The sequence below is a fragment of the Salisediminibacterium halotolerans genome (assembly GCF_003814815.1).
Classification (GTDB): Bacteria; Bacillota; Bacilli; order Bacillales; family Salisediminibacteriaceae; genus Salisediminibacterium; species Salisediminibacterium halotolerans.
The window spans coordinates 138,334-151,561 of the sequence record NZ_RKQQ01000002.1; the positions used below are offsets into that span (position 1 = coordinate 138,334).

Consider the following 13,228-nt stretch of genomic DNA (forward strand, 5'->3'; position numbering starts at 1 on the left):
ACGTTGAGCGGGACTCAAAACGGGATTTACGTTGTTTGTGATTGGCTCATGCGATTAGCCTTGCTTAATGTCATATGGGGGTTGTTTTCACTTGCCGGCCTGGGTATCTTTGGACTGTTTCCAGCCACCGTGGCTGCCTCTTCGCTAGTAAAAGAATGGATGTCGGGCGCACGCCCGCCGATATTTCGTTTTTTCTTTATGAAATACAAAAGTGTATTCATCCAAGCTAATTTATTCTTTATGATGATATTCGGTGCTTTTTTGCTGGGGATCTTGAATCTGATGATCGTTGCTTCGTTTTCGGGTTTTGCCTATTATTTCTTCTCATTTTCTTTACTCCTGATGATGATTTTACTTATTTTATTAACTCCGGGGGTAACGCAGTCGTTAATGAATGGACGAAAAGGATGGCAAGTAATGAGAGAAGCAGGACAGATTTTGCTGCTCTATCCGGCGCGAATGATTCCGGTGATGGTGTCTATCGTAATCACTTATATGATTATTCGCTGGATGCCTGGAGTAATCCCGTTTTATTCAGTTAATCTTATTATAGCGGCATTTGTTTATGTTTATGAAATCGGTGGGCATAATTATTTTGCGGATTCTCGAAAAGCAGCAGCATAATAAAAATAATCAAGGCATTGAATTCTGAAAAAACGATCCCGGGATACCCGCGAAAGTCCTTTCGGGTTCCCGAATCATTTCGAGTTTTTCAACACTTTGAAGCCGGTCTCAAATAGACCGGCTTTTTAATTTGATTCAAGAATCGACAATAGCTCAAAAAATTGAATATAATTCTCTTTGTCTTTGTCACTGGAGATGTTTTTGGCAATCTCTGCGACAGCAATCACCTCATTTGCTCCCAAACAGAGACTTGCTTTTTTAGACGTTCAAAATCTGTAACAGGGAAAAGGTGGGAAATTATTCTCGGTGCAAACGATGCTTCTTGCCTGCCCAAAGAAAATTGTACTTCCCACACGTCTTCATCGACGGTCAATTTCACGATGCCGCCAGAGGCTCTACTATTAAATTCGTTAAGTGCGCCTCCTGGTTACATCGTTAATGTTAAAAATTTCTGAGTTGTGATAGCCTCTTAGCTTGAACAAAACAGTAATTAATTCCGTAATAGTGTTTATTATATTATCGTCAGAAATTTGAAATGCTTAAGAAATTTGAAAAATTTTAGGTGGAAATACCATAAATGAGGTGTTAAACGAAGGGAAAATTATTAGCAGTTTCGTAGGAATCGGTGAATAGTACTGTAAGAAAATTGTTTATCCGTATATTGATGAAATGATTGTAAAGAGGTGCTGTGGTCTTGATATATACGGGTGTATTCATCATAAGTTCGCTTAAGGGCGTTTTGGGCGCTCTCAATTTTTTGACAATCAGTGCACTTGAATGTCCGTTGACTTGATTTAGTCATTGGTGAGAAGCAGAAAAAGCAAAGTACCCCCGGTCGAATCATCATAGTGTTTATATCAGGGAGTTTGGTGAACGGAGAACTTACGAGCCGATAATAATCTATGCGTTCGATCACTTTTTGTTGTGAAAATTGATTGTGAAGTTTTGAGGAGATTTGTTTAAAAAATGAATCTAATTGAGAGGAGAAAATAATGGGCATGGTTTGCTTTGCCCCGTAGAGTGTGAATGAAGGATCAGGAAAGAGAACATATCCTTGCAGAAGTTCGACTGATACATGAGCTTCAGCAAGCAGTTGTCTTACTAAAGATTGTGTACGTTCCAGTTGAATTAATGGATTTAAAATATAGTTATGCTTTGGGCTAAGCCAGTATCCATCTTCAGTAATTTCATAATTTCCGAAATAATTTTTAATTTCGAACAGATAAATAGAGGTAGGCGAAAGTATTAGTGTGTCAATTTGAATGTGAGTGTGATTAATTTGCATAATAATATCTGGGATGACGGTTAAGATCTCACTATACGGCTTAAGTTTATTATCAACGAAAACCTCTCCTGCCAAGCCAATTTCAAGTTGTTTGAGTCTATTTCTTTGTTTTTCAGTAAGTGTGCTTCGTCGGTTAAGAATACGGAGAAGTTCGAGTTCTTGACTATACGGCCGGTGATAAGAAGAAGAGATAATAACCACGTCCTTTTATAAAGTCGATTGAATTGATTAAGGAGATTCTAGGAGAAGAAAGCCGAAGAAAGAGGGAGGGTGTTAAGGATAACATTAATATTATAACCCATCTTGATCACTCACGAATAAAATTTTTGCCGAGTGCGCAAATTTAAAGATATTTTGTTCACTCATAACGATTTACAAAGCTGAGTGATTAAAATCGACACATTTTAATCACTCAGCTGTAAAAATGATCTCGAGTGAATAGTAATTAACTTGAATTGTTCACTCAAACACTAAAATATCGTCGAGTGAATAAAAATCCTCAGAATAACGTTGATTTAACAGTATTCAGCGGCACTGTCTACAAGGATCAGACGGCCGTCTGTATAATCGATCGTGAGACGGTCAATGTGCTCGCGGGCATCGGTTTCGAACCGGACCGGGATGCCGTAATGGGTTTCATCGGCAAGGGACGAGGGCGACTCTTCCAGAGTCAGCCGGAAATTGGAGGTCCCTCAGCGCTTATTCGCGCGATATCCGATCACGATTGCTGATTTTTGCTGTTTTTGCATGAGCGGAATAAGGAAGTCGGCAGCATCTTGCGTCATGTTCATCGTCGCTCGTCCTCCTTCCGAACGTTCTTTCTTTTATTTTACCACACAGCGGCAGTGAAAAAAGAGCACAAGTCATGATATAGTGTGAGAGGTTACATAAACTTCGCATGAGATAAAAGGGTGAGCAGGATGAATGAGATAGAGAACAACCGCGCTTTCGAAAGATTGCGCAAGAACATGCGGCAGATAGCGGAGAACCGATATTTCCAGCCGCTGATCATTGCCGTGATTTTATTTAACGGGGTGCTGATCGTTGCAGAGTCTTATCTGCCGGGGCAGCCGCTGTTATTAGCACTTGATAATATCGTCGTCTGGATTTTTGTGATTGAATTGTTGATTAAAATGACCGGTTTTGGTATCCGCGGTTATTTCCGCGATCCGTGGAACCATTTTGATTTTTCCATCGTCGCGCTGAGTCTGATTTTTTACAATACGCCGCTAGTCAGTGTCCTCCGGCTTGTCCGGGTGCTGCGGCTTATTCGCCTGATCCCGGCGATTCCCGCACTTAAACGGATCATTGATTCGCTCATGCGCTCAATTCCTGCATTAACAGGGATTTTAGGCCTGTCAACGCTGATCTTTTCAATTTATGCGATCATCGGCACGACATTTTTCCGCGATGTATTGCCGTACGAATACTTTGGCAGTTTTCACACTTCGCTGTTTACGCTGATGCAAGTCATTACCTTTGAGTCATGGGCGAGTCAAGTCGCCCGCCCGGTCATTAACGAACTGCCTTGGGCGTGGGTATATTTTATTTCCTTTATCGTCATCGCAGCATTTGTCGTATTAAACCTTGTTGTTGCGGTCATTTTGGATTATCTCGGCCAAAGTACGGAAGAAGAGCATAAAGCTGAAATGGAACGATTGTACCGTGAAAATGCCGAACTGCGGGAAGATGTGCGCGAAATTAAAACAATCTTGCTGAACAATCGAGAATAACAGATGAACGGCGAAGCGCTTAGGCGCTCCGCCGTTTTTTTAGCAGCTTTTACATCTTTGTTATTCCTGCTTATTCAGCCAGGCGATGACGTCATCGTAAACGTCCTGTTTGGATACCTCATTAAAAATTTCATGCATAAGCCCGGAATATATTTTTAATGTTTTGTCTTTAGAAGCAACTTCGCCAAAGAAATCGCGCGAGTCTTTTTCGGAAACAAGCCCGTCGTCATTCCCGTGTAAAACGAGAACCGGATCGGTGAAACGTTGCGGCTCGCCAGTTAACAATTCGACCCCGGGAGCAAGAGCATTGATCAGACCGACAGAAATCTCTTTTTCCACATTCGGATCATTCATGTAGTCTTCAATCACGGCTGGATCACTGCAAACGCCGTCCCCCAGCTCATTCGGCAAATACGTGTCGGCTTCATACGGAAGCGGCAGCTCGCCGAAAATCGGCTGGTTGTAGCGTGTGAGTGCACCGGAGAGCACGAAGCCGTTCACTGTCCCGGGATACTTCGTCCCAAATACAGCAGCAGTGTAACCGCCCATACTGTGGCCGATGACATAAACGGGCAGTCCGGGGTTTTCAGACTTTGCCAGCTCGACTTGTACAAGCAGATCATTAATCAATTCATTGTAGTCCTCAATGAAAACTCGCTTGCCTTCTGACCGGGCATGCCCGCGCTGGTCGTAACGGTAAACGGTTGCTCTGCTTTGCGTGAGTTCCGCGGTTAATGGTTCATAACGCCCGAGGTGCTCGGCAAGACCGTGCACAATGACCACGACCCGTTTCGGCTCAGCTGCTTCATCTTTTTTACCAAAAAGCTTAAGCCCGTCGAAGCTTTTGATCATACGTTCTTCAGCCATATTTACTCCCCCTTTTATAAACAGAATTGTGCGGCAGCCATTTTGATAATATTTCCATTTTATTTTAGCACGAAAAAAGCCTTGGTGCCATCGAAAGAAAATCTGTGATACGATAAGTAAAGTTTTGATGCTGGGAGTGAATGTTATGGAAACAACACGAAATCTGGCGGCGGATACGGCAAAGACGCTCGTTCGCAGGCTCGAACAAACGGTCAAAGAGCGGGATCATTTGCCCGCGTACAGTGCCGCAGAGGAAGAATTGCTTGATACGGTGATTCCTGATGAATCGGAACTCGATCAATATGAAGTGAAATTGCGCCAAACACAAATTTTTTTGGCGGGCGTCTTGATGATGGCGCTTCCCGCATTTTTTTACATATGGCTCGTTCAACAGTTCGCCGAATCAATGATGGTGCTTGCCGGCTTAGCGGTTGCCGGTGTAACGATCATCATCTTTGCGATGTATTACCAAACCCAAAAAGTCCTTGATAAACTGTTGGAAAAAACACGTAAACGTCAATTCGAGAAATTTTGGTCAGATGTGCAAAAAAATGCCGGCGAGCAAGCAGATAAAACGGCTGCGCTGTTGCAGCGGATCAACGCAGAGACATCAGAGCCGCCTGCGGGAAAAACCGCGCTGAACGTGCTGACAATTAAGCAGCTTGCGCCGGCTGCTGACGGCTCGGGCATGTATGAAGCCGAGAGTGTTCCGGCCGATGGAACGCCCGCCGTTTGGCTTGTTCCGTCCTCGTTCGCCGCTGTTTTGACGGATAAGATGGCAAAAGGGGAGACGATTCAACTGAGCGGTGAGCTCAGTCAGCTCCGCGCCCTGTCACCGGGTCAGCTTGGACCGGTGAAGGCAACGGTCTATACAGTGAACGAACAAGGCGGACGCAAGCCGTTGGATAAACGCGTGCTGCTCGATTTGTATTACCGGATCGGTTTTGCTTACAGCCTTGAAGACTCGGATGCAGAAGCGGTCTTATTAGGGGATAAATAACCGAATTATTGCCGGTTCATTCTTCTCGTGACTCGAAAGATTAAGTAAATCAGTCCGATCACAAACAAAATGATGACGAAATCGACGGCCCAGCTTAGAACAGTTTCTCCGTATGTATCAACGGCGTCAAAAGCGTCGCCTTCACTTTCAACAACAATGTACCAGCCCGTAAGGCCGCCGCCGATCACAATAAACATTACGGTAAGTAAAATAATGAGACCTAGCATAATAACCTCCTTGTTTATAATTTATTGCAAATTTACAAGAATAAACTATTAGATGAAAATAATACCTTTTCAGTGACTCTTTTGTCTTAATATATTCACAATTAAACCGGTTTTTTCGTTTTGTTTCGGGTATAGTGAATGTGACAATATCTTCAAAATATAAGAGAGGATGATTGGCATGGGAAAGGCAACATTTAAAGCAGAAGCAAAGCTGCATGAGGGAACGAAGGTAACAGCGAAGGCGCGGGGGTTTGAATTGACAATCGATGAGCCGGAAAGTCTCGGCGGGACGGATACGGGGATGAACCCGGTCGAAGCGGTGCTTTGTGCGCTCGGCGGCTGTCAGGCGATTGTTGCGCGTGTCTATGCGCAGCAGTTTGACGTGAAGCTTGATGATTTGTGGGTTGAAATCGAAGGCGATCTCGATCCGGACGGTTTTATGAACAAAGCAGATGTGCGCCCCGGTTTTTCTGATATCCGCTATACGATGCATATCAAAACCGATGCGCCGAAAGAAAAAGTGGATGAATTTGCCGCTTTTGTCGAATCGAAATGTCCTGTCGGCGATTCATTAGAACACACCGTGAACATGAAACTTGACGGCGTCGTGCGAGAAAATTAACAAACCCTCCGGCTCTCGGGCCGGAGGGTTTTTCTGCGCTCAATCTAAATTTTTTTCTAAAACTTCAATAAAGTGTTCGTGTGCTTCGCTGTCTTCTTCAGCGAGAAAATCGAGCAGGCGCTGCGCATTCTCTCTGAAATAACCGGCAGTCGTCTGCAGTTCCATGAAACCGTCCGGGCTGTCAGCGGCAACGCTGTTTTCCAGTTGGGCAGCGATAAACGACGGTCCTTCGGCGAACCCTTCGCCGATGTAGGTTTGAATGTGTTCTTCAGTCGCTGATTCCGGTTCCGGGGCGTTTTGAAAATCGTCCACGAGCTCATCGAGCTGCTCAGCGGTTTCGGCTGCGTCTTCCGGAGCGATGCCGTCTTCAAACGCGCGAAGAGCTGCATCTGCGTCGGTTCCGAGCGGGAACGATGCCTCGTCCATGACGGCAAGCGTTTCGCCGTAAAGTTCAAACATGTACGTTTCATATGTATTTTCTTCGCTTGCGCACCCCGCCAAAATAAACAAGGTAAAAAAGCAGACAAGCAGTTTTTTCGTCATAACAAAAATCCTTTCATCTTCGCATTAATATACTTGCATGATAGCATCATCAACGCTTTTTTTCTACCGGCAGGGGTATGGAATCTTTGTTTCGGAAAGTGTCACAGCGTGCTATGATATGGTAAAAAGTTGAAGGAGGCGGCTGCAGATGGATATGGAGCTTGAAGGCAAGCGGATCTTAATTACTGGAGCGGCACGGGGCATCGGCAAAAAGACGGCAGAATTGTTTTTGCGTGAAGGGGCGGAAGTGATGATTAACGGACGGGACCGCGATCAGGTGGCCAGTGCGGTAAACGAATTGGCCGCAACGGGGGCGTGTTACGGTGTCACGGCTGATGTTTCACATGCAGACGGGATCGCTGAGCTCGTAAAAGAAGTTGAAAAAATCGGTGAACCCGATGTTGTGATAAACAATGCGGGGCTTTTCGGCTTAGATGAATTTTTCACAGCTGATGACAACGATTGGCAGAACTATCTCGACACAAACTTGTTCAGCTGCGTGCGCTTAATGCGCCGCTTTTTGCCGGGCATGCTTGCGAGAAATACGGGGCGGATTATTAATGTCGCCAGTGAAGCAGGAATGAAACCGGATCCAACAATGATTCCCTACAGTGTGACAAAATCAGCGGTCATCAGCCTTACACGCGGTGCTGCTGAGCTGACGAAAGGCACGAATGTTACTGTCAACAGCGTCATGCCCGGTCCGACCCGATCTGAGGGTGTTGAAGCATTTATCTGTGAAGCGGCGGAAGAGCGCGGTCTGAGCCGGAAGGAATTTTTGCAGGCTCACTTTCATACGGAAGAACCGACGTCATTGCTCGAGCGCTTTGCTGAACCGGAAGAAATCGCCTTTGCAATCGTGTTTCTTGCTTCACCGCGGGCTTCAGCCGTTAACGGAACCTGTCAGCGGGCAGACGGCGGAATCTATCAGTCGATCTGACTAATTGTGAAAGATTTTCCCGGCCGGACGCTTTCATCTTTTAAAGTGATTTTCTCTCTCCAACCGTTCGGTGTGCCGTGATATAATGAAGGAAATAAGGCTATGTTCGAAGACGGGGGAGGGGTTTTGATGCGGTACTGTCAGGCGAAGAACGAAAACGGGGCATTCTGCACAAACCGGGCAGGAGCGGACACGAACCATCCGGGTGTCGGTTACTGCAGCGAACATGACCAAGCCGATCGGACAGTGATAGTCCGTTCAGCAGCTATCGGACGAATTGAAGCCAATGACAGAGCCGGTCTTGCTCAGCTGCTTGACCAAGATGACGTGAATATTAACATGTCAACGACGGAATATGATACGTTGCTTGAACATGCGGTTTTTCGGCAAAAGAGAGCAGCAGCTGAAGAACTGCTTGAACGGGGAGCCGTTATATACCGTTATGATATGCCGAAGACAGGACGGGCGAAATTGCTTGATAAAATTGAATCAGGCGATCTGGCGCGAAAAGTGAAATTTGAAAAATATACCGATGTCCACACGATTGATCCGGAACTTGAACGGCAGAAAAAGAAAGAGTATCTCATCGCGGGAACAACGGTGGTTATTGTCGTGGCTATCGCTTATATGATGCAAATATGGGATGTGATCGGTGCAATTCTATCATTTCTCGGTCTTTTTTGGCTCCTATATGCAATCGTGCAGCGACGCAGAGGGGTGATGGATGGTGAACCGATTCCCTACGCTGTGTGGACGCTTTGTACGGGGGGATTCTTTACGTTAATGGCAACCCCGGGAAGCGGAGCCGACCAAGGCGGAATTTTCGGATTGATTGAAAATGTCGTCTTTTTATTGCTATTCGGCTTTTTGCTTCTATGGGTGCTGGCGCTCGTCTTTCGCGATGATCCTAAACGCAAAGCCGTTCCGCTCGTTATTATGTTTATTATTTCTTTGCTGATAACAGGACTATAACCCCTTGTAAGCGTAAAAACCGCCGGTTAAACGGCGGTTTTTTCATGTTTGCTCCATTAAGTTGGCGTTAATTGTCAAGATCATGTGACTGTTTTACCTGTTGCAGGACCTAATTGTTACACGATATTAATATTTCTATTACATAATCGTCATCATTGTCTGTTAGAGTGTGGGATAGTCAAACACTGCTATCATTCTATAAGACTACTATTTTTTAGATTAATTAGGAGATGAAAAGATGAAAAAATTATTATCGGTCATTCTTCTTCTTGTGTTGGTGCCGTTCGGCTTTTCAGGTCATGTATTCGGTCAGGAAAACCTGGAAAATGAGCAGGACAGAATTGAAGAAGAGCGGGATGAAGTCCAGGAAGAGTTGTCAGAAGCGGAAGCGGAACTGATGGATTTAATCGCTGAACAAGAGGCATTAAATGATGACTTGGAAGGATTAGACGAGATGATCGTTGTTAATGAAGAGCGTTTGGAAGACACGGAAGAAAAAATGTCTGACAATGAAGCAAAAATTGCTGAACTCGAGGAAGATATTGAACGGGTCGAAGCGGACATTGAAGAACGTTTTGATTTGTTAAAAGACCGTGCTAATACGTACCAGCAAAACGGAAGCGCATCAGAATCATATATTGAAGTCATTTTAGGTGCAGAAGATTTTGCTGATTTTATCAGCCGGGTATTAACAATTACCCAAATTGCCCAGGCAGATAATGAATTTATTGAACAGCTCGAAGCAAGTCAACAAGAGCTGGAAGAGCTGCAAAACGAAGAAGAAGCAACACTTGCTGAACTTGAAGATCAGCGCGCCGAACTGCAAGAAGTTAATGATCAGCTTGATCAGCAGCGTGAAGCAACGGCAGCTTTAAAAGAAGAGGCGGAAGAAAATGAGGCGTCTCAGCAATCATTGATCGAAGACCTTGTCGATGAAGAAGGCGACTTGGCTTCACAAGAATCTGAAATTCGCGATAAAATTGCAGCAGAAATCGAACGCCAAGAAGCAGCTGAACGCGAAGCAGCCGAACAAGCCCGTGCTGAAGCGGAGGAAGAAGCTGCAGCTGAAGCAGCAGCGGAAGAAGAGGCGCAGGCAGAAGCCAATCAAGCGTCATCAAACAACAGCTCAAACGAAAGCAGCCAATCAAATTCAAATGATCAAAATCAATCAAGCAGCTCGAATTCCAATAGCTCAAGCTCAAATAACTCAAGCTCAAACAGCTCAAGTTCCAACAACAGTTCAAACGCTGGAAGCAGCTCGAATGACAGTAATAATACGCCGAGCCGCGGCGGAAGCAGCTCTTCTGAGAATAGCGGCGGCGGTGAATGGAAAACCTTCTCGGCAACAGCTTATACAGCGAACTGCACAGGATGCAGCGGGGTGACAAGCACCGGGGTGGATCTTAACAGCAACCCGAATGCGAACGTCATCGCAGTTGACCCGAGTGTTATTCCGATGGGTTCGACCGTTGAAGTGCGAGGTCACGGCACGTTTACAGCGGCAGATACCGGCGGAGCGATCAAAGGGCGAAAAATTGACATTTTCATGCCGAGCCAATCTGACGCTCTGTCATTTGGCCGCCGGTCAGTAGAGATTCGCGTCCTTGATTAAAATTGAACAGGGAAAAGAGCCCGTCGCCAGCTTGGCGACGGGCTTGTTCTGTCGTTAGGCAGCATTGCTCCGCCGGTTCGGATTATTTTGAGTAAGGCTTATACAGTTTCCCGAGCGGAAAAACGTTCGTGAAGGCGCCCTCTTCAGCTTCAGCTAATCCGCGGTCGATCATATTGACACGCGAATCGATCATATCAATTAAATGAATGATATGCGCTTCGAGTGATTTCGGCTCGACAGGCGATCCCCATTCGGTTTTGCCGTGATGGCTTAAAATACAGTGCTGTAAATGATAAACGGCTTCTTGTTCTAACGCTGTCAGTTTTTCCTCGCGCTCACGCAGTATCCGTTCTTTTTCTCGGTCAACGAGCATAGACGACATGGAAATGTGCCCGATAAATTCGCCGGGCATACTGTATTGCGGGGCAATCGCATCTGTATATTCAAGAACTTTCGCTGCATCGTGCAGCACGATCCCTCCGATAATAAAATCCGGATTTATCGTTGGATATCGCGTGCAAATGTCTTTACCGAGGCGAATCATGCAGACGGTATGGTAAAGGAGCCCGCCGATAAACGAATGGTGGTTTTTAACGGCAGCCGGGTATTGGGAGAAAGGTTTTTTATACCGTTCGTAAATCGACGAAACGATTTCTTTTACAAGCGGGTCGACAATTTCCTCAAGATACTCATTAAGTTCCTCCTGCATCGAACCAATCGGTTCGGGAGCGGTTTCAAGAAAGTCCCCCAATGTATATTCATGATCGTCCGCTTTTCGGAAAGCACGGGCGGTCATTTGCAGCTGATCGCGGAACTTTGACGTGTCACCTTCTATGAAAATGACGCTTCCTTCTTGCAAAATCTCTTTTACTTCCTCTTCGCGCCCTTCAATTTGATCACTCCATATTTTAACCGGGATTTCCTTTTTTCCCTTTGCAAAACTGACATTGTAGAAAGGATCGCCTTTTTTCGTCTGGCCCAATTGTGCGCTCCGAATTAAACCGAGTCCTTGAAAGGATTGGTTTTCCTCTGTCAGTTCAAGTAAATCATCAATCATTTTATTATCTCCTTTGCTGAGGCAATGAATATCCTTATTTTAGCACGGACGGATGTTTAAACTGAATGAAAGCGTGGTAAAAAATTAATGAACTAAGGCATCATCATTATTGAAGGAGGGTTGTTTTATGGCTAATTTATTTCCTAGAAAACGCAGAGAGGAAAGTCCGCTGTTCACGCCAAGTTCAATGTTCCCGCAAATTTTTGATGATTACAGTTTAAGTGATTTCTTTAACAAGGATTTAATGAATAAGACAGGGATGCCGCAAGTCGATATTGAGGATAAGGGCGATCATTATGAATTGACAGCCGATCTGCCGGGATTTAACAAAGATCAAGTTGTCGTCGAATTCGACAGCGGTTATCTTACGATCAAAGGTGAACAAGAACACAGTGAAGAGACGAAAGATGAAGAGAAACATTATATTCGCAAAGAGCGCTCGTACGGATCGTTTCAGCGCAGCTTCTACGTCGGTGATATTAATGAAGAAGAGATTAAGGGAAAATTCAAAGACGGTGTGCTGTTTGTATCAGTGCCTAAATCGGATGAAGAAGAGAAAAAGCGCGGCAAGCGTATCGAACTTGAATAATCGAAGAGCAGGAGCCTCCCGAAAAAACGGGAGGCTTTTTTATGTCTGTACGTTTATCCGAGCGGTGTCAGCGGGTACATGACTACTGAAAGACAGGCTTGGAGGTGCCGGAATGGCAGGGTTATTCCCAAATAAGGACGATAAGAAAAAATCCCTTTTAACAGATATTATCGAAGACAATGATGGCCGTGAAAACTTGTTTGAGTTCGAACTCGCTTATAATACCCAATTGGCGCGCACGAATATCCGCGAAAAAGAAGACCGTTACGAAATTTCAACAGACACTCCCGGTTTTCGTCTTGACCAGCTTAAAGTCATGTACGATGCCGGTTACATTGCGATTCAAGGCGACGCAAAGGAAGAGACGGAAGCAGACGTGGATAAATTCACCCGCAAAGAGCGGCTCTTCGGTTCGTTCCAAAGGACTTTTTATGTCGGAGCGGTGGCGAGCAGTCAGATTTCAGCCGTTTACGAAGACGGACTGATCATTGTGACCGTTCCGTTTGCTGAAGGAGACGAACCGAACGATGCTGCTCGGCGGATTGATATAGATAGGAAAGAAAGAGCCTGACATCGATCGGGCTCTTTCTTTGTGTTATTCAATGTTTCGAAGCCATCTCGCCGGATTGCCGCCGACGACTGTGCGGGGCGGTACATCTTTTGTCACCACAGCGCCGGAAGCAATCACAGCCTCATCGCCAATCGTGACGCCTGGATTTATCACAGCTTTTCCGCCGATCCAGACATTGTCGCCGATTGTCACCGGTTTGCCAAACTCTTGACCGCTGTTGCGGGTTTCGGCATCGAGCGGGTGAGAAGCTGCGTAAATGTGCACGCCCGGGGCCAAGAGACAATTGACTCCGAACGTTACCGGGCAAATATCTAAGATGACACAGTCAAAATTCGCGTAAAATCCTTCGCCGGCATGAATATTATATCCGTAATCGCAGCGAAACGGGGGCTCAATATAAATGTCCTCACCGGCGGAGCCAAAGAGTTCTAAAACTGCAGGTTTGTTTTCTTCCCCGTGTAAAGAATCGTTAATTTTTCGAGTAATTGTCCGCGCATGACGGCGGTCGTTAACTAACTCTTCATCACCTGCCAGGTAAAATTCTCCGGCGATCATCTTCTCTTTTTCACTAGCCATAAGTTTACCT

General features: G+C 45.4%; 15 protein-coding genes. 9 read left to right on the plus strand and 6 right to left on the minus strand.

Annotation, left to right across the window (positions count from 1 at the left end; translation table 11 throughout):
* Positions 1 to 3: 3 nt before the first annotated feature.
* A complete protein-coding gene (locus tag EDD67_RS03545; RefSeq protein ID WP_121439065.1) occupies positions 4 to 624 on the plus strand; it encodes a YesL family protein in 621 nt (206 codons plus the stop codon).
* A 604-nt stretch (positions 625 to 1,228) separates the two neighbouring features.
* Here the strand turns inward: EDD67_RS03545 and EDD67_RS14210 are convergent.
* A complete protein-coding gene (locus EDD67_RS14210) occupies positions 1,229 to 2,110 on the minus strand; it encodes a nuclease-related domain-containing protein (protein WP_121439064.1) in 882 nt (293 codons plus the stop codon).
* 719 nt (positions 2,111 to 2,829) lie between these two features.
* Between EDD67_RS14210 and EDD67_RS03555 the strand changes: the two genes are divergently transcribed.
* Positions 2,830 to 3,642: an ion transporter gene (locus EDD67_RS03555; RefSeq protein WP_093072093.1), complete on the plus strand. Its 813-nt coding sequence runs from the start codon at positions 2,830 to 2,832 to the stop codon at positions 3,640 to 3,642.
* Positions 3,643 to 3,702: 60 nt separating this feature from the next.
* Here the strand turns inward: EDD67_RS03555 and EDD67_RS03560 are convergent, their stop codons facing one another.
* Entirely contained in the window at positions 3,703 to 4,509 is an 807-nt protein-coding gene (locus EDD67_RS03560) for an alpha/beta hydrolase (protein ID WP_121439063.1), read from the minus strand.
* Between the two features lie 145 nt (positions 4,510 to 4,654).
* Between EDD67_RS03560 and EDD67_RS03565 the strand changes: the two genes are divergently transcribed.
* A complete protein-coding gene (locus EDD67_RS03565) occupies positions 4,655 to 5,509 on the plus strand; it encodes a hypothetical protein (RefSeq protein ID WP_121439062.1) in 855 nt (284 codons plus the stop codon).
* A 5-nt stretch (positions 5,510 to 5,514) separates the two neighbouring features.
* Here the strand turns inward: EDD67_RS03565 and EDD67_RS03570 are convergent, their stop codons facing one another.
* On the minus strand, positions 5,515 to 5,736 hold the full coding sequence (locus EDD67_RS03570) for a hypothetical protein (RefSeq protein ID WP_121439061.1): 222 nt from the start codon (positions 5,734 to 5,736) through the stop codon (positions 5,515 to 5,517).
* 178 nt (positions 5,737 to 5,914) lie between these two features.
* Between EDD67_RS03570 and EDD67_RS03575 the strand changes: the two genes are divergently transcribed.
* Positions 5,915 to 6,358 (plus strand): OsmC family protein, encoded by a 444-nt coding sequence (locus EDD67_RS03575; RefSeq protein WP_093072089.1) that lies wholly within the window; start codon positions 5,915 to 5,917, stop codon positions 6,356 to 6,358.
* Positions 6,359 to 6,397: 39 nt separating this feature from the next.
* On the opposite strand, the gene EDD67_RS03580 is transcribed toward EDD67_RS03575, so the two are convergent.
* Positions 6,398 to 6,901 carry a hypothetical protein gene (locus EDD67_RS03580; RefSeq protein ID WP_121439060.1) on the minus strand — a complete coding sequence of 168 codons (504 nt, stop codon included), beginning with the start codon at positions 6,899 to 6,901 and terminating at the stop codon, positions 6,398 to 6,400.
* A 148-nt stretch (positions 6,902 to 7,049) separates the two neighbouring features.
* On the opposite strand from EDD67_RS03580, the gene EDD67_RS03585 reads away from it, so the two are divergent.
* From EDD67_RS03585 to EDD67_RS03595, 3 genes are all read left to right on the plus strand, one after another.
* Positions 7,050 to 7,841 (plus strand): SDR family NAD(P)-dependent oxidoreductase, encoded by a 792-nt coding sequence (locus EDD67_RS03585; RefSeq protein ID WP_121439059.1) that lies wholly within the window; start codon positions 7,050 to 7,052, stop codon positions 7,839 to 7,841.
* 129 nt (positions 7,842 to 7,970) lie between these two features.
* Positions 7,971 to 8,813 (plus strand): hypothetical protein, encoded by an 843-nt coding sequence (locus tag EDD67_RS03590; protein WP_123875796.1) that lies wholly within the window; start codon positions 7,971 to 7,973, stop codon positions 8,811 to 8,813.
* Positions 8,814 to 9,051: 238 nt separating this feature from the next.
* Positions 9,052 to 10,425, plus strand: a complete 1,374-nt coding sequence (locus tag EDD67_RS03595; protein ID WP_121439058.1) for a PcsB-like coiled-coil domain-containing protein — start codon at positions 9,052 to 9,054, stop codon at positions 10,423 to 10,425.
* A gap of 82 nt (positions 10,426 to 10,507) precedes the next feature.
* Here EDD67_RS03595 and EDD67_RS03600 read toward each other — a convergent pair whose 3' ends face one another.
* Positions 10,508 to 11,482, minus strand: coding sequence for a 3'-5' exoribonuclease YhaM family protein (locus EDD67_RS03600; RefSeq protein WP_093072084.1), 975 nt, complete (start codon positions 11,480 to 11,482; stop codon positions 10,508 to 10,510).
* Positions 11,483 to 11,609: 127 nt separating this feature from the next.
* On the opposite strand from EDD67_RS03600, the gene EDD67_RS03605 reads away from it, so the two are divergent.
* Both EDD67_RS03605 and EDD67_RS03610 read left to right on the plus strand, forming a co-directional pair.
* Complete coding sequence (locus EDD67_RS03605) at positions 11,610 to 12,071, plus strand: Hsp20/alpha crystallin family protein (RefSeq protein WP_093072083.1); 462 nt, start codon at positions 11,610 to 11,612, stop codon at positions 12,069 to 12,071.
* Positions 12,072 to 12,183: 112 nt separating this feature from the next.
* Positions 12,184 to 12,642: an Hsp20/alpha crystallin family protein gene (locus tag EDD67_RS03610; RefSeq protein ID WP_121439057.1), complete on the plus strand. Its 459-nt coding sequence runs from the start codon at positions 12,184 to 12,186 to the stop codon at positions 12,640 to 12,642.
* Between the two features lie 24 nt (positions 12,643 to 12,666).
* Here the strand turns inward: EDD67_RS03610 and EDD67_RS03615 are convergent, their stop codons facing one another.
* A complete protein-coding gene (locus EDD67_RS03615) occupies positions 12,667 to 13,218 on the minus strand; it encodes a maltose acetyltransferase domain-containing protein (RefSeq protein WP_121439056.1) in 552 nt (183 codons plus the stop codon).
* Positions 13,219 to 13,228: the final 10 nt, after the last annotated feature.